Annotated in this window: 18 protein-coding genes; 9 read left to right on the top strand and 9 right to left on the bottom strand. The window is 69.7% G+C overall.

Annotated features, from left to right (window positions below; translation table 11 throughout):
• Nucleotides 1-18 precede the first annotated feature (18 nt).
• The 3 genes from HMPREF3121_RS08805 to mptB form a co-directional block, all read right to left on the bottom strand.
• Nucleotides 19-807 (bottom strand): ABC transporter permease, encoded by a 789-nt coding sequence (locus HMPREF3121_RS08805; protein WP_070522341.1) that lies wholly within the window; start codon nucleotides 805-807, stop codon nucleotides 19-21.
• A gap of 1 nt (nucleotide 808) precedes the next feature.
• The gene (locus HMPREF3121_RS08800) at nucleotides 809-1,765 is read right to left on the bottom strand and encodes an ABC transporter ATP-binding protein (RefSeq protein WP_070522338.1); all 957 of its coding nucleotides are present in this window, start codon (nucleotides 1,763-1,765) and stop codon (nucleotides 809-811) included.
• Between the two features lie 101 nt (nucleotides 1,766-1,866).
• A complete protein-coding gene (gene mptB / locus HMPREF3121_RS08795) occupies nucleotides 1,867-3,549 on the bottom strand; it encodes a polyprenol phosphomannose-dependent alpha 1,6 mannosyltransferase MptB (RefSeq protein WP_070522456.1) in 1,683 nt (560 codons plus the stop codon).
• 276 nt (nucleotides 3,550-3,825) lie between these two features.
• Between mptB and HMPREF3121_RS08790 the strand changes: the two genes are divergently transcribed.
• From HMPREF3121_RS08790 to HMPREF3121_RS08760, 7 genes are all read left to right on the top strand, one after another.
• Complete coding sequence (locus HMPREF3121_RS08790) at nucleotides 3,826-4,518, top strand: helix-turn-helix transcriptional regulator (RefSeq protein ID WP_070522335.1); 693 nt, start codon at nucleotides 3,826-3,828, stop codon at nucleotides 4,516-4,518.
• Nucleotides 4,515-5,963 carry a Fe-S cluster assembly protein SufB gene (gene sufB, locus HMPREF3121_RS08785; protein WP_070522331.1) on the top strand — a complete coding sequence of 483 codons (1,449 nt, stop codon included), beginning with the start codon at nucleotides 4,515-4,517 and terminating at the stop codon, nucleotides 5,961-5,963. Before HMPREF3121_RS08790 ends, sufB begins: the two co-directional genes overlap by 4 nt.
• A gap of 4 nt (nucleotides 5,964-5,967) precedes the next feature.
• Nucleotides 5,968-7,158, top strand: coding sequence for a Fe-S cluster assembly protein SufD (gene sufD, locus HMPREF3121_RS08780; protein ID WP_070522328.1), 1,191 nt, complete (start codon nucleotides 5,968-5,970; stop codon nucleotides 7,156-7,158).
• A gap of 78 nt (nucleotides 7,159-7,236) precedes the next feature.
• Nucleotides 7,237-7,998: a Fe-S cluster assembly ATPase SufC gene (sufC, locus tag HMPREF3121_RS08775; RefSeq protein WP_070522325.1), complete on the top strand. Its 762-nt coding sequence runs from the start codon at nucleotides 7,237-7,239 to the stop codon at nucleotides 7,996-7,998.
• Complete coding sequence (locus HMPREF3121_RS08770) at nucleotides 7,991-9,223, top strand: cysteine desulfurase (RefSeq protein ID WP_070522322.1); 1,233 nt, start codon at nucleotides 7,991-7,993, stop codon at nucleotides 9,221-9,223. Before sufC ends, HMPREF3121_RS08770 begins: the two co-directional genes overlap by 8 nt.
• Before the next feature lie 72 nt (nucleotides 9,224-9,295).
• Nucleotides 9,296-9,793 (top strand): Fe-S cluster assembly sulfur transfer protein SufU, encoded by a 498-nt coding sequence (gene sufU / locus HMPREF3121_RS08765; RefSeq protein ID WP_070522319.1) that lies wholly within the window; start codon nucleotides 9,296-9,298, stop codon nucleotides 9,791-9,793.
• Nucleotides 9,790-10,233, top strand: a complete 444-nt coding sequence (locus tag HMPREF3121_RS08760; protein WP_070522316.1) for a metal-sulfur cluster assembly factor — start codon at nucleotides 9,790-9,792, stop codon at nucleotides 10,231-10,233. The genes sufU and HMPREF3121_RS08760 overlap by 4 nt, the downstream gene beginning before the upstream one ends.
• Before the next feature lie 113 nt (nucleotides 10,234-10,346).
• Here HMPREF3121_RS08760 and HMPREF3121_RS08755 read toward each other — a convergent pair whose 3' ends face one another.
• Together HMPREF3121_RS08755 and HMPREF3121_RS08750 are read right to left on the bottom strand one after the other, a co-directional pair.
• Nucleotides 10,347-11,813, bottom strand: a complete 1,467-nt coding sequence (locus HMPREF3121_RS08755; protein WP_070522313.1) for an amino acid permease — start codon at nucleotides 11,811-11,813, stop codon at nucleotides 10,347-10,349.
• A gap of 88 nt (nucleotides 11,814-11,901) precedes the next feature.
• The gene (locus HMPREF3121_RS08750) at nucleotides 11,902-13,422 is read right to left on the bottom strand and encodes a lycopene cyclase family protein (protein ID WP_141743045.1); all 1,521 of its coding nucleotides are present in this window, start codon (nucleotides 13,420-13,422) and stop codon (nucleotides 11,902-11,904) included.
• Between the two features lie 79 nt (nucleotides 13,423-13,501).
• Here HMPREF3121_RS08750 and HMPREF3121_RS08745 point away from each other — a divergent pair, with 79 nt between their 5' ends.
• Nucleotides 13,502-15,133, top strand: a complete 1,632-nt coding sequence (locus HMPREF3121_RS08745) for an ABC-F family ATP-binding cassette domain-containing protein (RefSeq protein WP_070522307.1) — start codon at nucleotides 13,502-13,504, stop codon at nucleotides 15,131-15,133.
• 16 nt (nucleotides 15,134-15,149) lie between these two features.
• Here HMPREF3121_RS08745 and HMPREF3121_RS08740 read toward each other — a convergent pair whose 3' ends face one another.
• Complete coding sequence (locus tag HMPREF3121_RS08740; protein WP_246816120.1) at nucleotides 15,150-18,788, bottom strand: indolepyruvate ferredoxin oxidoreductase family protein; 3,639 nt, start codon at nucleotides 18,786-18,788, stop codon at nucleotides 15,150-15,152.
• A 270-nt stretch (nucleotides 18,789-19,058) separates the two neighbouring features.
• Between HMPREF3121_RS08740 and HMPREF3121_RS08735 the strand changes: the two genes are divergently transcribed.
• A complete protein-coding gene (locus HMPREF3121_RS08735) occupies nucleotides 19,059-19,544 on the top strand; it encodes an Lrp/AsnC family transcriptional regulator (protein WP_070522304.1) in 486 nt (161 codons plus the stop codon).
• A gap of 9 nt (nucleotides 19,545-19,553) precedes the next feature.
• Here the strand turns inward: HMPREF3121_RS08735 and HMPREF3121_RS08730 are convergent, their stop codons facing one another.
• The 3 genes from HMPREF3121_RS08730 to HMPREF3121_RS08720 all read right to left on the bottom strand — a co-directional run bounded on the left by HMPREF3121_RS08730 (nucleotide 19,554) and on the right by HMPREF3121_RS08720 (nucleotide 21,803).
• On the bottom strand, nucleotides 19,554-20,306 hold the full coding sequence (locus HMPREF3121_RS08730; RefSeq protein ID WP_083291533.1) for a glutamine amidotransferase: 753 nt from the start codon (nucleotides 20,304-20,306) through the stop codon (nucleotides 19,554-19,556).
• A gap of 9 nt (nucleotides 20,307-20,315) precedes the next feature.
• Nucleotides 20,316-21,059, bottom strand: a complete 744-nt coding sequence (locus tag HMPREF3121_RS08725) for a glutamine amidotransferase (protein WP_070522302.1) — start codon at nucleotides 21,057-21,059, stop codon at nucleotides 20,316-20,318.
• Nucleotides 21,060-21,236: 177 nt separating this feature from the next.
• Entirely contained in the window at nucleotides 21,237-21,803 is a 567-nt protein-coding gene (locus HMPREF3121_RS08720) for a TetR/AcrR family transcriptional regulator (protein WP_070522300.1), read from the bottom strand.
• Nucleotides 21,804-21,901 lie beyond the last annotated feature (98 nt).

Raw genomic sequence — 21,901 nt, 5'->3', positions numbered from 1 at the left:
CCTACCTTCCGGGCCTGCTCAATCCCCCTTCGCCTCGAACCTGAACAGGCGTGTCGCGGCGACGGCGCACACGGCGCCCCACAGGATCAGGACGGCCAGCGGGTACCAGGCCAAACGCCCGTCGAACGCGGCGATGAGCGACTCCGTCAGAGCAACCGAGGGCAGCACGGTCAACGCCGCGCGGGCGCCGTCGCCGAGCTCGGGGCCCACGGCCACGAACGTCGCCGCGCCGAGGAGGACGAACCAGATGAGGTTGGCCAAGCCGAGGATGAGTTCCGCGCCCAGAGTACCGCCCATGAGCAGGCCCATCGCGGTGAAGGCGGTGGTGCCCACCATGGTCACCACGTAGGCGAGCAGGAACGCCGCCGCAGGCGCCCGGTAGCCCAGCGCCACGGCCACGGCGGAGAAGATGACGAACTGCGCGGTGACCATGATCGCCACCGCACCGGCCTTGCCGGCGATGATGCCCCACTTCGGCAACGCCGAGGCGCCGATGCGCTTCAGGGCCCCGTACCGGCGGTCGAAGCCGACGGCGATGGCCTGGCCGGTGAACCCGGCGGACATCGTGGCCACGGCCAGCACCATGGGGAAGACGGTGACGATGGGGTCCTCGCGATCGAGGACCGGAACGAGGGTGAAGCCGATGAGCATCGCCAGCGGGATGATCATGGTCAGCAGCATCTGCTCGCCGTGGCGCCAGATCAGCGTCGATTCCAGCTTCGTCTGCGCCGCCAGCACGCGGCCCATCGGCGCGCGCTTCGGGGCGGGGGCGAAGGTGCCCTCCGGGAAACGGGTCGTGGGCTCCATGTCAGCTCCTCATTTCTCGGCCGGTGATGTCGAGGAAGACGTCCTCCAGGCTCCGTCGCGCCACGCGCAGCTCGGAGACGAGGACGTCGTGGTCGGCGCACCAGGCCGTCATGGCGGCGATGCCGCGCGGGGTCGCCGCACCGGTGATGCGGTAGCGGTTGGGGCCGGTGGCTTCGACGGTGACGTCGCCGGCCGCGTCGACGCCGACGGTGCCGAGATGCCGGGCGAGGGAGTCGACGTCGATGGCGCGGTCGACTTCCAGCACCGCGGCCTGCGTGGACGTGCCGGCGGTGATGTCGGCGGTGGTGCCCGACGCCACGGCGCGGCCCCGGTCGATGATGAGCACGTCGTCGGCCAGCGCCTCGGCCTCGTCCATGAGGTGGGTGGTCAGCACGACGGTGACGCCGTCGCGACGCAGCGAGGACACCAGATCCCACACCGCCAACCGCGACTGGGCGTCCAGGCCGGCCGTCGGCTCGTCCAGGAACACGAGCTCCGGCCGGCCGACGAGGGCGCAGGCCAGCGACAGTCGCTGCTGCTGCCCCCCGGACAGCCTGCGGTAGGACGTCCGGCGGTGGCGGGACAGCCCGACGACCTCCAGGAGCCAATCCACGTCGAGAGGATCTGCCGAGTAGGACGCCACGAGTTCGAGCATCTCGCCGACGCGGACGCCGGGGTAGGCGCCGCCGCCCTGCAGCATGATGCCGATGCGCGAGCGCAGTTCGTCGGTGTCGTCCATCGGGTCGAGGCCGAGGACGCGGACCTCGCCGCCGTCGGGGCGCACGAAGCCCTCGCACATCTCGACGGTGGTGGTCTTGCCGGCCCCGTTCGGGCCCAGCAGGGCGAGGACGCGGCCGCGGGCGAGGGTGAGATCCAACCCGTCGACGGCCGTCACGTCGCCGAAACGCTTGGTCACGCCGGTCAATCGCAAAGCCGGGGAGTCGGTGTTCCTGGTCACGACAGGACATCCTAGGCCAGCGGTGGTGGCCCGGGCCCGGTCGGGTGCGTGACGACGGCCACCCGGGATCCCGACCGCCCGATGGCCGGGGACGGGCGGCGTCAGCGCAGCCGGAACACCTTCGTGCGACGCGACACCTCGACTATGAGGGCCATCACGATGACGAAGGCGGCGATGGAGCCGAGGTATATCTGCAGCACCGTGCCGGGCGGCAGACCGAGTCCGCGCGGCAGCACCGTGAGGCTGAAGATCGCGGAGTACGCCACGACGGCCCAGCGGAACTGCGGGCGGTTGGCCCAGCCCGACAGGGGAACCAGCGCCCACAGCAGATACCAGGGGTGGACCACCGGGAAGAGCAGCACGAGGGCGAACATCGACAACCCGTATCCGCCCAACGGGTGGATGCGGCCGCGGAACGTCGCCCACAACATGCGCAGCAGCCACGCGGCGGCCAGCAGAATGCCCAGGCCCCGCGTCAGTTCGAGCGCCGCATCGGACACGTCGCCGATGCCCAGCACCCGGCCGGCGAAACCGGCGGTGATGCCCAACAGCGTCGACAACGACATCCACGACCGCACCGTCGCGGCACCGCCCTGGCTGGTGATCCACCCGAAACCGAGCCCCGACCCCGCCGACACCGCCACGACCGTCGCCCCCGCCATGACCGCGGTCGCGACCCCTGCGCGCACGACGGACATCGTCGTAAAGCCGAACCTGCGCGCCAGGGCCATGCCGACGAAGCCGAGCGCGACGAAGCCCGTCACCTTGACCATGCCCGCCAACGAGATCAGGGCGACGCCGCCCGCGAACAGCAGCCAACCGCGGCGGGACAATGCCGGGGACCCCGGCTCCACCGCCGCATCCGGAACACCGGGCACCGGCTTGCCGTGCAACGCGACCAGACACACCTCCATGCCCCCGAGCAACAACGCGAGCAGCAGGGCCTCGTTGTGCACGCCGCCGACGAGATGAAGCAGCGTCAACGGATTGAGCACGCCCAGCCACAACGCGAACTGGGGGCTGACGCCGCAGCGCAACGCCAGGCGAACCAACGCCCACGCCACCACGTACAGCGACGCCACCGCCACGGCCCGATGCAGGAACACCGACGGCAACACCGCATCCGACGTGAGCGCGGAAATGCCCCACGCGACCACCATCGCCGTCGGCCCATAGGGGCTCGGCGAATTCGACCAGATCAACGGCACCGAACGGGCCAGCGGATCCTCCGCGCCGAGCAACTCGACCGGACCGGCCGCATACGGGTCCATGCCCCGATCGACCACCGCCCCCTGCGCCAAATAGGAATAAATGTCCTGCGTGAACAACGGCGCGGTGAAGATGAGGGGGAGCACCCAGCCCGCGAACGTGCGCACCAACATGCCCGTATCCACCGACGACACCCGCGTGCGGGCACCCGAGGCCACGAACGCGCCGACGCCCAACCACGCCGTGATGAGCATCCCGATGCCCGTGAACGTCACGATCGTCGTGGAAATGAGCATCCGGCCCAGCATCGAGCCGATCGGGGTCTCCCAGAGCACGTTGCCCACCACCGGCGTCGCACCCGCGCCGACGCCGCCGACGAGAATGAGAAGGGCGCCGAGCGTGCCGAGCCACCGCAGCCACGTGAAACGACGCAACTCCCGGTGATCGACCCGGAACGCCAGGGGAGACTCGACGCCATGGTGCAGCGACGCCGACCGCGAACCGGCGCGGCCGATGCGCGGCAACGCGTCGATGATCCAGTGGGCGGCGCCGCCGCGTCGTTGAGTCTCGGACACGGATCGAGTGTAACCGGCGGCGCGGATGGCGCGGAGCACCGCGACGACACGACCTCGCGCCGACGCCGAAACGACCGAGTCGAACGTTATTTCGCCGATCGCCTCGGGCATCGCCGCAGGCACGCGACACGCCGCGGCGCGACGTTGGACATCTCACACCATTTACGGAACACTCGTGTTGTCTAATACCCGGCAGCCACCGGGTGCGGACCCAATGAAGGGGACCGGCGACCAACCACCATCGGCCCCGCGAACCACGGGAGGTGAACCAGCGGCATGGCCAACGCCGAAACGCCCGGCAAGGGCGGCGACGGGGACACGCGCCGCAGGATCCTGCTCGCATTGCTCGAACACAATCCGGCCACGGCGGGAACCATCGCCGAGGAACTCGGACTCTCGGCGGCCGGGGTGCGAAGGCACCTCGACATCCTCGTCGACGAGGGCCTCGCCGAAACGGCCCCCGCCCCGTCCACCGGCCCCCGCGGCCGCGGACGCCCGGCGAAGTCCTTCCGTCTCACCGACGACGGACGAGCCACGTTCGGGCACGCCTACGACTCCCTCGCCGCCGCCGCGCTCGACGCGCTGCGCGACGCCGGGGGAGACGCCGCGGTCACCGCGTTCGCGCGGCACCGCGTCAACGAGATCCTCGCCGGCATCGAGCCGGTCGGCGGAGCAACCGACCTCGACGACGTCGTCGAGTCGGTCGTCACGGCTTTCCGGCGCCACGGCTACGCGGCGACGGTCAACGAGACCACCGGAAGCGTGCAGATCTGCCACCACCATTGCCCGATCAGCCATGTCGCGCAGGACTTCCCCCAGCTGTGCGCCGCCGAACATGAGGCGGTCAGTAACCTGCTGGGGCAGCACACCGTTCCGTTGGCCACCATCGCCGACGGAAACGGGATCTGCACGACGAACATCCCCCTGACCCCAGTAACTCACGCACCAGCAGAAAGGAGCGGACAATGACCCTCGCCCAGGACGATTCCGCGAAGGTGCGCACGCCGCAGACCGACGAGGAGATCATCGACTCGATCGGCGCCTACCAGTACGGTTGGCACGACTCCGATGCCGCCGGCGCCGCCGCCGAGCGCGGACTGTCGGAGGCCGTCGTCCGCGACATCTCCGCGAAGAAGAACGAAGACGAGTGGATGCTCGAGAACCGCCTGAAGGCCCTCGACATCTTCTACAAGAAGCCCATGCCCACGTGGGGCGCGGACCTGTCGACCATCGACTTCGACAACATCAAGTACTTCGTCCGCTCCACCGAAAAGCAGGCGCAGACGTGGGAGGACCTCCCGCAGGACATCAAGGACACCTACGACAAGCTGGGCATCCCCGAGGCCGAGAAGCAGCGCCTCGTCGCCGGCGTCGCCGCCCAGTACGAGTCCGAGGTCGTCTACCACCAGATCCGCGAGGACCTGGAGGCACAGGGCGTCATCTTCCTGGACACCGACACCGCGCTGAAGGAGCACCCGGAGCTCTTCCACGAGTACTTCGGGTCCGTCATCCCGGCCGGCGACAACAAGTTCTCCGCCCTCAACACGGCCGTGTGGTCCGGCGGTTCGTTCATCTACGTGCCCAAGGGCGTCCACGTGGACATCCCGCTGCAGGCCTACTTCCGCATCAACACGGAGAACATGGGCCAGTTCGAGCGCACGCTGATCATCGTCGACGAGGACGCCTACGTCCACTACGTCGAGGGCTGCACCGCCCCGATCTACAAGTCGGACTCGCTGCACTCGGCCGTCGTCGAGATCATCGTGAAGAAGGGCGGCCGCTGCCGCTACACGACCATCCAGAACTGGTCGAACAACGTCTACAACCTGGTCACCAAGCGCGCGAAGGCCGAAGAGGGCGCGACCATGGAGTGGATCGACGGCAACATCGGCTCGAAGGTCACCATGAAGTACCCGGCCGTGTGGATGACCGGCCCCCACGCCCGCGGCGAGGTGCTGTCCGTCGCCATGGCCGGCGAGGGCCAGTTCCAGGACACCGGCGCGAAGATGGTGCACATGGCGCCGCACACGTCGTCGAACATCGTGTCCAAGTCCGTCGCCCGCGGCGGCGGCCGCGCCGCCTACCGAGGCCTGGTGCAGGTCAACAAGGGCGCCAAGCACTCCCACTCCAACGTCGAGTGCGACGCCCTGCTCGTCGACACGATCTCCCGCTCCGACACGTACCCGTACGTCGACGTCCGCGAGGACGACGTCACCCTCGGCCACGAGGCCACCGTCTCCAAGGTCTCCGATGACCAGCTCTTCTACCTGATGAGCCGCGGCATCGAGGAAGAGGAGGCCATGGCCATGGTCGTCCGCGGGTTCGTCGAGCCCATCGCCAAGGAGCTCCCGATGGAATACGCCCTCGAGCTCAACCGCCTCATTGAACTGCAGATGGAAGGGTCGGTCGGTTAATCACATGACCAGCGTTATCACCAACGAGGGCCAGTCCGAGCACAAGCGCCGGGTGCTGGCCAACAAGGGAGACGTCTTCGCCTCCTTCGACGTCGACGACTTCGACGTGCCCAAGGGCCGCGACGAGGAGTGGCGCTTCACTCCGCTGCGCCGCCTCAAGGGCCTCCACGACGGCACCGCCGGCGACCCGGTCGCCGCGACCGTCACCGTGGAGGGCGCCGACGCCGAGGGCATCACCGTCGAGTCCGTGGCCCGCGGCGACGAGCGCCTCGGCCGGGCCGGCACGCCCACCGACCGAGTCGCCGCGCAGGCCTTCTCGTCCTTCGACGAGGCCACCGTCGTCACCTTCGGCAAGGGAGTCGTCGCCGACGCCCCGGTCACCGTCACCGTCGACGGCCCGGGCGCGGACAACGTCGCCTACGGACACATCGTCATCGACGTCCGCGAGCAGGCCGAGGCCGTGGTCATCCTCGATCACCGGGGCACCGGCGCCTACGCCGACAACGTCGAGTTCATCGTCGGCGACGCCGCCCGCCTGGCCGTCGTCAGCCTGACGAACTGGGACGAGGGCGCCGTGCACCTGTCCGGGCACCACGCCTCGCTGGGCCGCGATTCCGTGCTGCGCCACTCGGTGGCCACGTTCGGCGGCGACGTCGTCCGCGTCGTGCCGCGCGTGAAGTTCACCGCCCCGGGCGGCGACGCCGAGCTGCTGGGCGTCTACTTCGCCGACGCCGGCCAGTACTTCGAGCAGCGTCTGCTCGTCGACCACGGAGTGCCCAACTGCCGCTCCAACGTCATGTACAAGGGCGCGCTGCAGGGCGAGCCGGGCTCCGGCAAGCCCGACGCCCGCACCGCCTGGGTGGGCGACGTGCTCATCCGCGCCGAGGCGACGGGCACGGACACCTACGAGCTCAACCGCAACCTTCTCCTCACCGAGGGCGCCCGCGCCGACGCGGTGCCCAACCTGGAGATCGAAACCGGCGAGATCGCCGGCGCCGGCCACGCCGCCACGGTGGGCCGTTTCGACGATGACCAGCTGTTCTACCTGCTGTCGCGGGGCATCCCGGAGGACGTGGCGCGCCGCCTCGTGGTCCGCGGATTCTTCAACGAGGTCATCAACCTGATTCCGGTGGAGTCGATCCGCGAGCGACTGACCTCGCTCATCGACCACGAACTCGAAATCGGCGGTTTCTAGCCGCCGGGGGCTCCCCGGAAGCCACCAATAACGAACGCGAACAGCGATCACGACGACACGAAAAGGACAGCCCATCCAATGAGCACCCTGGAAATCCGCAATCTCCACGCGCAGGTTCTGCCGAACGACGAGGCCGGCGAGCCGAAGCAGATCCTGAAGGGCGTGGACCTGACCATCAAGTCGGGCGAGACCCACGCCGTCATGGGCCCGAACGGCTCCGGCAAGTCGACCCTGAGCTACACCATCGCGGGCCACCCGCGCTACGAGGTCACCGAGGGCGAGATCCTCCTGGACGGCGAGAACGTCCTGGAGATGAGCGTCGACGAGCGCGCCCGCGCCGGCCTGTTCCTGGCCATGCAGTACCCGACCGAGGTCACCGGCGTGTCCATGTCGAACTTCCTGCGCACCGCCGCCACCGCCGTGCGCGGCGAGGCCCCGAAGCTGCGTCACTGGGTCAAGGAGGTCCGCGAGGCGATGACGGACCTGGAGATCGACCCGTCGTTCTCGGAGCGCTCCGTCAACGAGGGCTTCTCGGGCGGCGAGAAGAAGCGCCACGAGATCCTGCAGCTGGACCTGCTGAAGCCGAAGTTCGCCATCCTCGACGAGACCGACTCCGGCCTGGACGTCGACGCCCTGCGCGTGGTGTCCGACGGCATCAACCGCTACCAGGACGAAAACGACGGCGGCATCCTCATCATCACCCACTACAAGCGCATCCTGAACTACGTGCGTCCGGACTACGTGCACGTCTTCGCCGACGGCCGCATCGTGCAGTCCGGTGGCCCGGAGCTGGCCGACGAGCTGGAGGAGCACGGCTACGAGCGGTTCGTCAATGCTTGATCGGTCACTGCGCGGCGATTTCCCGATCCTGTCGCGCACGGTGCGCGACGGGCGCCGTCTGGTGTACCTGGATTCCGGTGCGACGTCGCAGCGCCCGCGCCAGGTCATCGAGGCCGAGGTCGACTTCATCACCAAGCGCAACGCGCCCGTGCACCGCGGCGCGTACCAGCTGGCGGAGGAGGCCACCGACGCCTACGAGGATGCGCGTGAGGCGATCGCGTCGTTCATCGGCGCCGGCTACGACGAGTTGGTGTTCACCAAGAACGCCACGGAGGCGTTGAATCTCGTCGCGTTTTCGCTTGGCGACGAGCGCGCGGGCGTCCACCGCGTCGGCGAGGGCGACGTCATCGTCGTCACGGAGCTGGAGCACCACGCGAACCTCGTGCCGTGGCAGGAGCTGGCGCGGCGCACGGGCGCCACGTTGAAGTGGTACGGGGTGACGCCGGACGGTCGGATCGACCTCGATTCCCTCGAGCTCGACGACTCCGTCAAGGTCGTGGCCTTCACCCACCAGTCGAACGTGACTGGTGCGGTGGCCGACGTCGCCGAGATCGTCCGCCGCGCCAAGGCGGTCGGCGCCCTCACCGTGCTCGACGCGTGCCAGTCGGTGCCGCACATGCCCATCGACGTCACGGAGCTCGGCGTGGATTTCCTCGCCTTCTCCGGCCACAAGATGCTCGGCCCCACCGGGGTCGGCGCCCTGTGGGGCCGTCCCGAGCTGCTCGAGGCGCTGCCGCCGTTCTTGACCGGCGGGTCGATGATCGAGGTCGTGACCATGGAGGACACGACTTTCGCGGCGCCGCCACAGCGGTTCGAGGCCGGCACGATGATGACCAGCCAGGTCGTCGGTCTCGGTGCGGCGGTGAAGTACCTGTCGAACATCGGCATGGACGCCGTCGCCGCCCACGAGCACGAGTTGACGGCCGCCGCGTTGGAGGCGCTGAAGTCGATCGACGGCGTCACCATCATCGGTCCGGAGTCCGCCGAGGACCGCGGTGCGGCGATCTCGTTCCAGGTCGACGGCATCCACCCGCATGATCTGGGCCAGGTCCTCGACGACCGCGGCGTGTGCATCCGCGTGGGGCATCATTGCGCATGGCCGGTGCACCGGGCCATGGGCGTGCAGTCCACCGCACGCGCATCGTTCTACCTGTACAACACCTTGGATGAAGTCGACGCCCTCGCCGACGCCATCCGCGACGCGAAGACGTTCTTCGGCGCCTGATCGCCGAAGAATGACGCGCCGCACAGCACGAAGGGCCGGGCGCCGCTCGGCCGCAAAGGAAAGGAACCGGGAGTGAAGCTGGAGTCGATGTACCAGGAAGTGATCCTGGACCACTACAAGCACCCCCAGCACAGCGGTCTGCGCGACCCGTTCGACGCCGAAGTCCATCACGTCAACCCGTCGTGCGGCGACGAGCTGACCCTGCGCGTCCGACTTTCCGACGACGGAACCACCGTCGACGACGTGTCCTACGACGCCGTCGGCTGCTCGATTTCCCAGGCCTCGACGTCGGTCATGGCCGAGGAAATCATCGGCAGGCCCGTCGAGGAGGCCATGGCGAAACTCGCCGAGTTCGAGCGCATGATCACCTCTCGCGGCAGGGAAGAGGGCGACGAGGATCTCATCGGGGACGGCATCGCCTTCTCCGGCGTGTCCAAGTACCCCGCCCGCGTCAAGTGCGCCCTGCTGGGCTGGAAGGCGTTCCAGGCGGCCACCGCCGACGCCCTGTCCGACGAGGGCTCCGACGGCACCGGATCCGACAACACCGGAGACAAGGAAGTGAACCCATGACCGAGCCGAACACCACCGGCACCCCGGAGAACCCTGAGGCGCCCGCCACCGGCGACAGCCCCGCACCGGGCCTGGACGGCGGCACCTACGAGGTCCCGCCGCGTCCCGAGCAGACCCCCGAGCAGGAGAAGCTCGCCATCGAGGTCGAGGACCGCATGTACGACGTCGTCGACCCGGAACTCGGCGTCAACGTCGTCGACCTGGGCCTGGTCTACGACATCTGGATCGAGGGCGACTCGAAGGCCGTCATCAACATGACGTTGACGTCGCCGGCCTGCCCGCTGACCGACATGCTCTACGACCAGGCCGAGGCGCTCGTCCTGGATCATCCGCAGGTCACCGAGATGCAGCTCAACTGGGTGTGGTCCCCGCCGTGGGGGCCGCACATGATCACCGAGGACGGCCGCGAGCAGATGCGCGCCCTCGGGTTCTCGGTGTAACCGCCGAACCCGCGCCGGGGCGGTTGCCCCGGACCATCGGTGAACACCCCGAATGATTCGACCCACCCGTGTACCGCGGGTGGGTCGAAGCATTCGGGGTCTTCGCGCGTGCGTCAGTCGCGCGACAGGTCGGCGGTTTCCGGAGTGACCGCCTCCGAACCGGTGACGCGCTTGTGGATGTACCACAGGGCCAGGAACACCGGGATACCCAGGTAGGGCGAGAGGATGGCGAACAGGTCCTCGCCGGTGGTGATGGGCCCGTAGGCCTGGCCGAGCACGACGCCGAAGCACATGACCAGGGCGACGACCGCGCCGGCGGGGAAGAACGGCGCCTTGTAGGGCAGCGCCGACAGCGGCACTCCCTGGGCCTTGAGGGCCTTGCGGAAGTGGTAGTGGCTGTAGGAGATGCCGATCCACGTCAGGAACCCGGCGAGCGCGGACAGGGTCAGCAGGAAGGTGTAGGCGGCGCCGTCGCCGACGATGGACGTCAGGAAGCCGAACATGCCGATCGAGGCGGTGGCCACCAGCGCCCGCATGGGCACGTCGTGGTCGGACAGCTTGCCGAAGAACCGCGGCGCCTGGCCCATGCGCGCCAGCGAGTACAGCATGCGGGTGGAGGCGTAGAGGCCGGAGTTGCCGGCGGAGAGCACCGAGGTGAGGATGACGGCGTTCATCAGGCCTGCGGCGATGGCGATGCCGGCGCGGTCGAAAACGAGGGTGAACGGCGACACGGCGATGTTGTCCTCGGCCGAGTTGAGCAGGTTCGGGTCGGTGTAGGGGATGAGGAAGCCGATGACGGCGATGGCGCCGATGTAGAACAGCAGGATGCGCCAGAAGATGGTGCGGATCGCCTTGGGGATGGTCTTCTCCGGGTCTTCGGCCTCGCCCGCCGCGACGCCGACGAGTTCGGTGCCCTGAAAGGAGTATCCGGCGACGATGAACACCGCGAGGATGCCCATGCCGCCGCCGACGAAGGGCGCTTCGCCGGTGGTCCAGTTCTCCACGCCGGGGGAGGTGCCGCCCATGATGCCGAGGATCATGGCGACGCCGATAATGAGGAAGACGATGACGGTGATGACCTTGATCGCCGCGAACCAGAACTCGCCTTCGCCGAAAGCGCGGGCGGACAGTGCGTTGAGCAGGAACAGCAGCAGCAGGAAGCCGGCGGACCAGACGATGGCGGGTACGTCGGGGAACCAGTAGCGCATGACCAGGGCGGCGGCGACGAGTTCGGCGGCGACGGTGATGGCCCAGTTGAACCAGTAGTTCCAGCCGAGGGCGAAGCCGAAGCTGGGGGAGACGTAGCGGGTGCCGTATTCCTGGAAGGAGCCCGCGACCGGCAGGTAGGCGGCCATTTCGCCGAGGGATTGCATGACCAGCCAGACCATGAATCCGATGAGGGCGTAGGCCACGAGGGCGCCACCCGGCCCGGCTTCGGAGATGGTGGCGCCGGAGGCGACGAAGAGGCCGGTGCCGATGGCGCCGCCGATGGCGATCATGTTCAGGTGTCTGGCGCGCAGGCTGCGCTGCAGCCGTCCACTGGAGCCCAGGGGCCCCTTGGCGTCGAGGGAAGCGGTCATTACCCGATCATATGCCCCGGGTCGTGCCGCTCCGGCGCTTTGGGTTGGCTTTGCGACGGTGTCCCGGGTTGCGGGGTGGCGTGCCGGGTCAGGGCTCTGCCACGGGTTTGCCGTCGGCGAAGGTGAGCAGGAGCTTCGCCAGCATGGCGGGCGAGCGGCGGGCGAGGGGGATGAGCAGCCGCGCCATGACCGCGAGGGTTCTCGGGGCGGAGGTGCCGGTGAGGGATTCGCGGATGGCGGCGTCGGGCAGGGTGAAGAAGGCGTCGAAGAATTGCCTGGTCCGGACATCGTCGAAGGCGAGGAGGACGTGGAGACCGCGTCTGCGCAGCCAGGCCAGGGGGCGTCCGCCGGGCGGTGAGGCGTCGGAGCGGGACCCGACGCGGTCGAGGAACCGGTCGACGTCGGAGAGGACGGCGCCGACGGAATAACCGGTCGCGGGGTGCATCCACCCGCCCATCGCGCCGAAATGCCCGTAGCCGGGGACGCCGTCGCCGCCGAAGGGGCGGGTCAGGAAACTCAGGTCGAGGACCGATCCGCCGCGCCCCAGGGGGATGAACGTGAGCCGGTTGGCCAGGGCGACGCGGGGTCGGTTGTCGGGCAGTCGCCAGGGACCGAGCGGAAAATCGACGATTTCCACGGCGATCGCGGCGGCCGGATCGATGCCGAGGTCCGCCACGCGGGCGGCCTGGCGGCGGCGCACGTGCCGGTGGAGTTCCGCGCTGCGCGGATCCCCGGGGTCGGATGAGGCGCGGGCGGCGAGGATCGTCTCCTCGATCAGCCACGTTCCGTCGCCCAGCGGCAGCCGGTAGGAAAAGGTGGCGGGCGCCCCGGTCGAGGCGTCGTCGGCCAGTTCGTCGGCCATTTCGTCGCCGGCGCCGCCGGGTACCCGGAAGTCCATCAGCACCGGCACGCGGTGACGCTCCGGGATGTCCTCCTCGCGGAACAGGTGTCCGCGGGCGATCTGCCGGGCGTCCAACACCGCGCTGAACGGGGTCGCCCCGATGGCGTCGATGACCACGTCGGGGGAGGTCCACTCGTAGAAGTCGCCGTCGGGGCCGTTGGGGTCGACGAAATCGGCGGGGACGTCATCATCGTCGGCGTCGTAGTACTCGTGGTGCACCGTCGCACCCGGCCCCTCGGCAGGATCGGGACGCAGCAGCTCCCGGGCGCGCACCAACGCCGAGGTGACCCGTTCCCCGATTCGAGCGAACCGGGCGACGGCACCGCCGGCGGCGTGACCGTCGCCAGCGCCTTCTTCGTCATCACCCGTCCAGGTAAACCGCATGGTCGAACCACCGTTGCCCGGTTCCTCCCGGACCGCGAAACCGCCGAGTCCCGACAACACGGCCGTGTCCAACACCACGTAATCGTCGTCAAGCAACCGCCGCCGACCCCCGGACGTGATCACCGTCGGCCGGAACCGCGACGCGACGGCGTCGTCGGGCAACCAGTCGGGCAACTGATGCGCCCACGCGCCGACCGTCGTCGGCATCGACCCGCCGGCGGGATCGAGGGCGACGACGTCCCACCCGCGGGCCGCCGCCCGGTGCGCCGCGATGCGACCGGCCGGCCCCGCACCGAGGACCACCACCCGGAAAGGCTCGTTCATGCGTCCACCATAACGCCCCCGCCGAGCCCGCCGCGGCTGATGCCGATTCGCGGCATAGCGGCTGGTAGGGTGGCGCGACGTGATCGTCACCCATGACCTCGAAGTCCGCGTCGGAGCCCGCACCCTCCTGGATGCCCCGGGCGAGATGCTGCGCGTCCAACCGGGCGACCGCATCGGCCTCGTCGGCCGCAACGGCGCCGGCAAGACCACCACGATGCGCATTCTCGCGGGCGAAGGCGAACCCTACGGCGGCAAGGTCACCCGCACCGGCGACATCGGCTACCTGCCGCAGGACAGCCGCGAAGGCAACATCGAGCAGACCGCCCGCGACCGCGTGCTGTCCGCCCGCGGGCTGGACTCCATCCGCCGCAACATGGAGCGCCAGCAGGAAATCATGGAGACCACCGACAACGACGGCAAGCGCGACGCCGCGATCCGGAAGTACTCGCGGCTGGAGGAGCGCTACCACGACCTCGGCGGCTACGAGGCCGATGCCGAAGCCGCCCGCATCTGCGACGCGCTGGGCCTGGAGGAACGCATCCTCGACCAGCAGCTCAAGACCCTGTCCGGTGGCCAGCGCCGCCGCGTCGAACTGGCGCAGATCCTCTTCGCCGCCTCCGCCGGCGCCGGCAAGTCCGAGACGACCCTGCTCCTCGACGAGCCGACCAACCACCTCGACGCCGACTCCATCACCTGGCTGCGCGGCTTCCTGTCCAAGCACGAGGGCGGCCTGATCATGATCAGCCACGACGTCGAACTGCTCGACGACGTGTGCAACAAGGTCTGGTTCCTCGACGCCGTGCGCGCCGAGGCCGACGTGTACAACATGGGCTGGTCCAAGTACCTCGACGCCCGCGCCACCGACGAGGCCCGCCGCCGCCGCGAGCGCGCCAACGCGGAAAAGAAGGCCTCCCAGCTGCGCAAGCAGGCCGACAAGCTCGGCGCGAAGGCCACCAAGGCCCGCGCCGCCAAGCAGATGGTCGCCCGCGCGGAGCGGATGATGGGCAACCTCGACGAGGTCCGCGTCGCCGACAAGGTCGCCCACATTTCCTTCCCGGAGCCCGCGGCCTGCGGCAAGACCCCCATGCACGCCAAGGGCCTGACCAAGATGTACGGCTCGCTGGAGGTGTTCGCCGGCGTCGACCTGGCCATCGACAAGGGCTCCCGCGTGGTCGTCCTCGGTTTCAACGGCGCGGGCAAGACGACCCTGCTCAAGCTGTTGGCGGGGGTGGAGCGCACCGACGGCGAGGGCGGCATCGTCACCGGCCACGGTCTGAAGGTGGGTTACTTCGCCCAGGAGCACGACACCATCGACCCGGACAAGTCCGTGTGGCAGAACACCGTCGACGCGTGTCCCGACGTCGACGAGCAGGAGTTGCGCGGCCTGCTCGGCGCGTTCATGTTCTCCGGCGAGCAGCTCGATCAGCCGGCGGGCACGCTGTCCGGCGGCGAGAAGACGCGCCTGGCGTTGGCGGCCCTGGTGTCCTCCCGTGCCAACGTCCTGCTTCTCGACGAGCCGACCAACAACCTCGACCCGCAGTCCCGCGAACAGGTGCTGGACGCCCTGCGCACCTACTCCGGCGCGGTCGTCCTGGTCACCCACGATCCGGGTGCCGTCGAGGCGTTGGAGCCCGAGCGGGTCATCGTGTTGCCCGACGGCACCGAGGATCTGTGGAACGACGACTACATGGAGATCGTCGAACTCGCCTGACCGGACGACGGGGCGTCTACGCCTCGTCGGTCATGCCCAGCGCCTCCAGGAGGGGTGCGGCGGACCGTTCCTTGACGTCCTCGTAGCCGCGCACCACATCGGCGAGGGAGGCCAGGGCGGTGGCGTCGGCGAGCAGCTTCTGCTTTGCGACGTCGTCGGTCTCCGCGGTCATCGCCCCGGCGAGCTCGAGCAACCTGGCGCGGTAGGCGTCGCGCAGATCGCGCTCGAACCTGCGGGCGGCGGTGCGCCCGAAGGGATCGAGCGCGGTGCCGCGCAGGCGCTTGGCCTTGGTCAGGGCCCGCAGGGCGGGGCGGGCCATCTTGCCCATCCTGATCTTGCGGTCCCAGCCCAGCGCGCGCAGGACGGGCGGGTGCAGCAGGAACTTCACGTCGGCGGTGTCGCCGTATTCGGCGGCGACGTCGTCGAGGAACCCGGTGTCCAGGGCGAGGCGGGCGACTTCGTACTCGTCCTTGTAGGCGGAGAGCTTGTGCAGGCCGAAGGAGGCGGCGCGCAGCAGGGCGGTGCTACGCGGGGCGACGGCGCGTTCGGCGCGGGCGAGCGTCGACAGGTCGGCGAGGTAGCTCCGGGAGTCGGAGTCGTCTCCCCACTCCCGCAATTCGGCGACCCGCAGGGCGATGGATTCGCGCAGGTCGGTCGGCAGTTCGACCGGCAGGCCGCCGTCGATCCGGGTGCCCAGCGCCTCGTCGACGGCGCGTCGGGCCCAGGCGGGAACCGCGGGCGAGGCCGTGGCGGAGGTGCGTCCGGTGGTCGCATCGGCGCCCTGCGGGCTGGACTTCGCCAGCGTCGCGGCAATGGCCTCGGGGGCGGCGATGAGCTGGCGGCCGCGGCGGAACGCCTGGATGTTGGCGTCGACGGCGATGCCGTTGGCGCGCAGCGCGTTCTCCACCGCCGCCGGCGAAATCGGCAGTGCACCGCCCTGGACGGCGGCGCCGAGCAGCAGGGTGGTCTGGACGGTCGCGTCGCCGAAGAGTCCGCGGGCGACGGCGGCGGCGTCGGTGGTGATGGCGCGGGCGGCGTTGCGGCCGATGGCGCCGGCCAGGGCCACCCCGTCGGGGCGTTCGGCGCGAACGTCGGTGCACATCACGCCGGTCGGGCTCGACGTCGATGACACCACCGCGATGGTGCGCGTCGCGTCGATGACGCCGAGGTTGGCGGGATCGGCCGTCGTCAGCCCGTCGAGGGCGAGCAGCAGGTCGGCGGAGCCGGCGGGCACCAGCCCCGACTGTTCCAGGGCGCCGTCGGTGATGCGCACGTCGGAGACCACCGCACCGCCCTTCTGGGCCAAACCGGTCATGTCGACGCCTCGGACGTGGCGGCCGTCTTCGCGCGCCGCAGCGGCGATGACGGCGGCGAGCATGACCACGCCGGTGCCGCCGACGCCGGTGACGCGGACGTTCCAGCCGCGGCCGGCACCCAGGTGCACGGCCGGGGGATCGGGCAGGTCGGCGTCGTCAAGCACCGGGGCCGGGGCACCCGCGACCGCCGCGGCCTCGGAGCGCGCGTCCGGATCGACGTCGACCTCGGTGAACGCGGGGCAATCGCCCTGGATGCAGGAGTAATCTAGGTTGCAGGTCGTCTGATCGATGCGGGTCTTGCGCCCGAATTCGGTGTCGACGGGCTGGACCGACAGGCAACCGGACTTTTCGCCGCAGTCGCCGCAGCCCTCGCAGATGCGCTCGTTGATGACGATGCGCTTCGTCGGCGTCGGCGCCTTTCCGCGCTTGCGGGCCCGGCGCAGCTCGGTGGCGCAGGACTGGTCGTGGACCAGCACCGTCACACCGGACTCGGCGGCGAGTTCGCGCTGCACGTCGGCCAGGTCGGCCCGGTCGCGGATCTCCACCGCACGACCGCCGACGCGGGTGCGCAGGCCACCGCCGAGCTCCTTGCGGGTGCGTGCGACGTCGTCGGTGGTCACGACGATGCGGCCGACGCCCTCGGCGCGCAGCAGGTCGAGGATCCCCGACAGCGGCATCTGGCCGACCGGATCCTGGCCGCCGGTCATGGCGACGGTGCCGTTGTGCAGCAGTTTCAGCGTCACGTCGACGCCGGAGGCCACCAAAGCCCGCACCGCCAGCGACCCGGAGTGGAAGAACGTGCCGTCGCCGAGATTCTGCACCAGGTGGCGCTCCCGGACGAAGGGGCTCATGCCGATCCAGTGCGCGCCCTCGCCGCCCATCTGCGTGGTGCCGGTGACGTCGCCGACGCGGGCTTCGTCCATGAGCAGCACCATCGCGTGGCAGCCGATGCCGGCGCCGACGAGGCTGTCGCCGGTCACGCGGGTCGACGCGTTGTGCGGGCAGCCCGAGCAGAAGTGGGGGGTGCGGGCCGGCACGGACAGGGGCAGTGCTTTACGACGGATCGGCGCGGGCGCCGGAGCGTCGTGGTCGATGCCGAGGCGGCGCAGGGCCGGAGACAGCGCGTTGGCGATGTCGCGCGCCGGTTCGAGGCGGGGGCGATGGTCGAAGTCGTAGAGCACCGCCTGCACCGATTCGAGCAGGAAGGTCCCCTTGTCCTCGACGACGATGATTTCGTCGAGCCCGTCGGCGAAGTCGCAGATCTGCTCGGGGTCCAGCGGCCACGTCATGCCCAGGCGCAGCACGCGCACGCCATCCGGGGAGCCGAGGTTGCGCAGGGTCTCCTCGACGGCCAGGGCCGGCGCGCCGGCGCAGACGATGCCCAGCCGATCGGCGGCACCTTCGTGGAGGACGCGGTTGAGGCCGCGGTCGCGGGCGTAGGCCAGCGCGCGATCCAACCGGACGCCGACGCGGGAGGCCTCCAATTCGTGGAGGGTGGCACCGAGGGTGCGGGCGTTCGGGGTGTGCCCGTCGGTCGGCGGGGCCGGGGCGACGGGCGGGCCGTCGAGGGTGACGGTGGAGGAGCCGTCGGCGACCGCGGCGGTGACGCGCAGCGACGTCCACAGCCCGGACTCGCGGGACATCCACGCGGCGTGGATGCCGAGCTTGACCACCTCGGCGGAGTCGGCCGGCACGAGCACCGGCATGCCCATGTCCGCCAGCAGGCGCTCCGACGACGACGGGACCGTCGAGGACTTGGCGAAGGGGTCGTCGCCGACGATGGCGACCGCACCGCCGGTGGGCGAGGTGCCCGCCAGGTTGGCGTGGCGCAGGGCGTCGACGGACCGGTCGAGGCCCGGGGCCTTGCCGTACCAGTAGCCGACCACGCCGTCGACGCCGTCGCGCAACGTGCCCGCCCCGGCCGCGAGTTGGGAGCCCTGCACCGACGTGGCGCCGAGTTCCTCGTTGACCGCCGGCAGGTGCACGACGTCGAGGGGCTCCAGCAGGTCCTTGCGGCGGGCCAACTCGAGGTCGTAGCCGCCCAGCGGGGAGCCCTCGTAGCCGGAGATGAACGACGCGGTGTTCAGACCCCGGGCCCGGTCCGCCAGCGCGCGGTCGCGCACGGTGCGCACCAGCGCCTGGATGCCGGTCAGGTGCACGGTGCCGGTGTCGGCGGTGAGCCGCTCGCCGACGAGGTCGCTCGGGGCGCCGGACCGCTCGGGGGTGCGCTCGGCGGTGCGTTCGGCCGGCTGAGCCGGGGCGGGCGCGCCGTGTCGGCCGCCGTTCGGGTCGGCGTTCGGGTCGCCGGGACGGAACGGGGGAGGGAGCATCGTGGTCATGGGGATCACCTGTCGTCCTTCGCCCGCGTGGGTGGCGCGGGGTCGTCGTGCCCGCCGCGCGATAGCGAAGCGGGAGGGAACACCACTGGGGTTCGTGGTGCACATCACGCTAGGGTGTGACTCACGACATAGTCACGGGTGTCCACGCAAATCGGTACCAGGTGGGCAACCGGCGCATGAATGCCCGCTCAAACCCGAGCACTTGGCCCACTTTTTCCGCAATTGAACCGATATGCGGACATAAGGTCTCGACAACGAAAGGTCTTTTCCATGTCTGCGCGCACCAAGCCCCTGGACAAGCTCGACGTCGATCTGCTGCGCCTCGTCGTCACCGAACCCCGTGCGGGCGTGCGCGAATACGCCCGGCGACTCGGAGTGGCGCGGGGGACCGCCCAGTCGCGGTTGGACAAGCTCATCGACGCCGGCGTCATCCCCGACTTCGCCCCGGCGCTCGACCCCGCGGAACTGGGGTACCCGCTCAACGCCGACGTGCACCTCACCCTGCGTCAGGCGGACCTCGACGGCGTCGTCGCCCGCATCGCGGAGATCCCGTTCATCCTCCGGGCCGATTCCGTCGCGGGCACCGAGGACCTCGCCTGCCGCATCGCCGCCCGCGACCACGCGCACCTGGAGGAGATCTTCTCGTCGATCATCGCCATCGACGGGGTGGAGCGGATGCGGTCGGAAATCGTGCTGCGCCGCCGCATCCCGCACCGCATCCTGCCGCTGCTCGGCGATCTGCGCCGACGGGTGTGACCCGAGAACTCAACCCCGGTGGCCGGAATGCAGCCGCGTGAAGTTGCGCAGCACCTGGGCCGAACGGGCGACGTCGAAACGCCGCGCATCCGCTACCGCGCGTACGCTTCCGCCCGGCTGGTAGTAGCCCTGGTCGGCGTAGATGCGCAGGCGCTGCTCGAACGTGTCGGCGTCGAGCTCCGGGTGGAACTGCGTGGCATAGGCGTTGGGGCCCAGCCGGAACATCTGCACCGGGCACGCGGCGCCGGTGGCCAGCAGCGTCGCCCCGGCCGGCAGTTCCTCGATGGCCTCCTTGTGCCCGACCATCGCGTGGAAACGCTCCGGCAACCCCGCCAGCACCGGGTCTTCGGCGCCTTCGACGGTGACGGAGATTTCGACGACGGCGGCCTCCTCGCCGTGCTTGCGCGACACCCGACCACGCCCCACGGTGCCCAACAGGCCGACGCCGTAGCATGCGCCGAAGAAGGGAAACCCGGTCTCGAGCACTTCGGCGAGGTGATCGGCGAACCACGCCTCCACCTCGAGCTGCACCGCCGACTTCGACTCATCGGACGCGTTGTACGGTCCACCGCCGACGATCACGCCGGCGTACCGCGACATGTCCAGCGGACGCGGCCGCTGTCGCTCCAGGCGGATCTGGTGCAGCATCGCCGGCGCCAGACCGGCGGCGCGGGCGAACGACAGCTGCTCGGCATGGGCGGCGGCGTCTTCCGAACGCGTCGACAACAGCAGGAAGGGCTTCGCGGCGGGGGAATCGGACATGATCCCAGATTATCGCCCTGACCGGGCCAAACAGTAATCGATGAACTCGTGGAGGATCAGCTCGGCCGGGCCGAGGTCCGTGGCCCGCACGATGCCCGAGATCTCCTCGACCTCCTCCGGCTTGAAGTACCCGGCGTCCATGTAGAACCCCATGCGGCGGATGATGCCCTCGGCGTCCATCTCCGGGTGGAACTGGGTCACCCACGTCGAATCGTTGGCGCGGTAGGCCTGCACGGGGCACGTCGGGCCGGTGGCCAGCAGCACCGCCCCCTCCGGCAGCTCCGCCACCGACTCCTTGTGGCCGGTCAGGCCCGTGAAGGTCTTCGCCAGCTTGCCGACGATCGGATCCTCGGCTGCGGCGGCCGTGAGGTTCACTTCGCTGACGCCCACACGCTCGGGGTGCGAACGATCGACGCGGCCACCGCCTGCGAACGCCGCGTAACTGTTGCCGTAACACAGCATCAGCGTCGGAATGGGGGAGACCAGCACCTCGTAGAGCTGATCATGGACGTGCTTCTGGAGCTCGCAGTGCACCAGATCCGTCACGTTGAAGGGACTGCCGCCGACGAACACCCCGTCGAAATCCGACAGGTCGGGCAGCACGTCAGCAGTCGACGTGATCGGGTGATGCACCAACCGATCCTTCGGCAGCCCGGTGCCCCGAAGAAAGTCGTCGTACTCCGCCACGGCCACATCATCACCGTCGCGCAGCGCCACCAACAGGAAGCGCCCATTTTCTCCCGCAGCGTTCATGAATAGACAGCTTAGTTCAGTCTCGTTTGCGGAGGTTAATCGGGTCCCCGAGGCCATTTCCGGCACCCCGGCGACGTCGTCAAGCACACGCCCCCGGACACGCGAAAGCCCGCCCCCGCACGACGCGGGGACGGGCAACGCACGTAAAACCGAAGAGCGAAGCGCCCTACGACCGGGCTACCGCGGCCGGCGGACCGACTCCTCGATCAAATCGAGGACCTCATCCATACCCTCGGTCGACCGGCCCGTGGCCACCCGCGCGATGATGCCGTCGAGCATGAGCTCCAACAGCAGCCGCAGGGCCTCGGGGGAATAATCGTCGCGCAGCGACCCGGACTTCGCGCTGTCCGCCAACCTCGACTGCAGCGCACCATCCAGATGCTCCTGATGGGCCAACCACTGACGCCGAAACTCGGCGTCCGTGCGCAACCGCCCGACGATCTCCAACCGGGTGCCCAACCACTTGTGCTGATCCGGATGCGCGACCACGTCACGCATCACCTCGACCAACCCGGAACTGGCGGTCACCTCGGCCATCCGGTCGGCATCCTCCTCCGCCAAAGCGAGGAAAAGGCCTTCCTTGGAACCGAAATGGTGGAAAATCGCGCCCCGGGACTTGCCCGTGGCGGCCTCCAACCGGGAAACGGTCGCCCCGTCATAACCGAACTTCGCGAAACACTCGCGCGCGCCCTCGAGGATTTCACTCCTACGCGACGCACGGGCCTCGTCACTGACTCTCGGCATCGGGGCCACCTGCAATCCTCTCCGACCAAACACCGGGGCCGGGCCGGACGGCGAACCGACCGGCCCGGCCCCGGTGCCCGATCACGGCGGGGCGCCCC

It is taken from the genome of Corynebacterium sp. HMSC11E11, assembly GCF_001807025.1.
In the GTDB taxonomy this organism is placed as follows: domain Bacteria; phylum Actinomycetota; class Actinomycetes; order Mycobacteriales; family Mycobacteriaceae; genus Corynebacterium; species Corynebacterium freneyi.
This window is presented reverse-complemented; position numbering and strand designations above follow the sequence as displayed.

Excerpts from the sequence above, each read along its gene's own strand:
- HMPREF3121_RS08750 (WP_141743045.1), bottom strand. The coding sequence starts at position 13,422 with ATGAACGAGCCTTTCCGGGTGGTGGTCCTCGGTGCGGGGCCGGCCGGT.
- HMPREF3121_RS08740 (WP_246816120.1), bottom strand. The coding sequence starts at position 18,788 with ATGACCACGATGCTCCCTCCCCCGTTCCGTCCCGGCGACCCGAACGCC.
- HMPREF3121_RS08730 (WP_083291533.1), bottom strand. The coding sequence starts at position 20,306 with ATGTCCGATTCCCCCGCCGCGAAGCCCTTCCTGCTGTTGTCGACGCGT.
- HMPREF3121_RS08725 (WP_070522302.1), bottom strand. The coding sequence starts at position 21,059 with ATGAACGCTGCGGGAGAAAATGGGCGCTTCCTGTTGGTGGCGCTGCGC.
- HMPREF3121_RS08720 (WP_070522300.1), bottom strand. The coding sequence starts at position 21,803 with ATGCCGAGAGTCAGTGACGAGGCCCGTGCGTCGCGTAGGAGTGAAATC.
- HMPREF3121_RS08770 (WP_070522322.1), top strand. The coding sequence starts at position 7,991 with ATGCTTGATCGGTCACTGCGCGGCGATTTCCCGATCCTGTCGCGCACG.
- HMPREF3121_RS08805 (WP_070522341.1), bottom strand. The coding sequence starts at position 807 with ATGGAGCCCACGACCCGTTTCCCGGAGGGCACCTTCGCCCCCGCCCCG.
- HMPREF3121_RS08760 (WP_070522316.1), top strand. The coding sequence starts at position 9,790 with ATGACCGAGCCGAACACCACCGGCACCCCGGAGAACCCTGAGGCGCCC.
- sufD (WP_070522328.1), top strand. The coding sequence starts at position 5,968 with ATGACCAGCGTTATCACCAACGAGGGCCAGTCCGAGCACAAGCGCCGG.
- HMPREF3121_RS08755 (WP_070522313.1), bottom strand. The coding sequence starts at position 11,813 with ATGACCGCTTCCCTCGACGCCAAGGGGCCCCTGGGCTCCAGTGGACGG.
- HMPREF3121_RS08790 (WP_070522335.1), top strand. The coding sequence starts at position 3,826 with ATGGCCAACGCCGAAACGCCCGGCAAGGGCGGCGACGGGGACACGCGC.
- HMPREF3121_RS08735 (WP_070522304.1), top strand. The coding sequence starts at position 19,059 with ATGTCTGCGCGCACCAAGCCCCTGGACAAGCTCGACGTCGATCTGCTG.
- sufB (WP_070522331.1), top strand. The coding sequence starts at position 4,515 with ATGACCCTCGCCCAGGACGATTCCGCGAAGGTGCGCACGCCGCAGACC.
- sufC (WP_070522325.1), top strand. The coding sequence starts at position 7,237 with ATGAGCACCCTGGAAATCCGCAATCTCCACGCGCAGGTTCTGCCGAAC.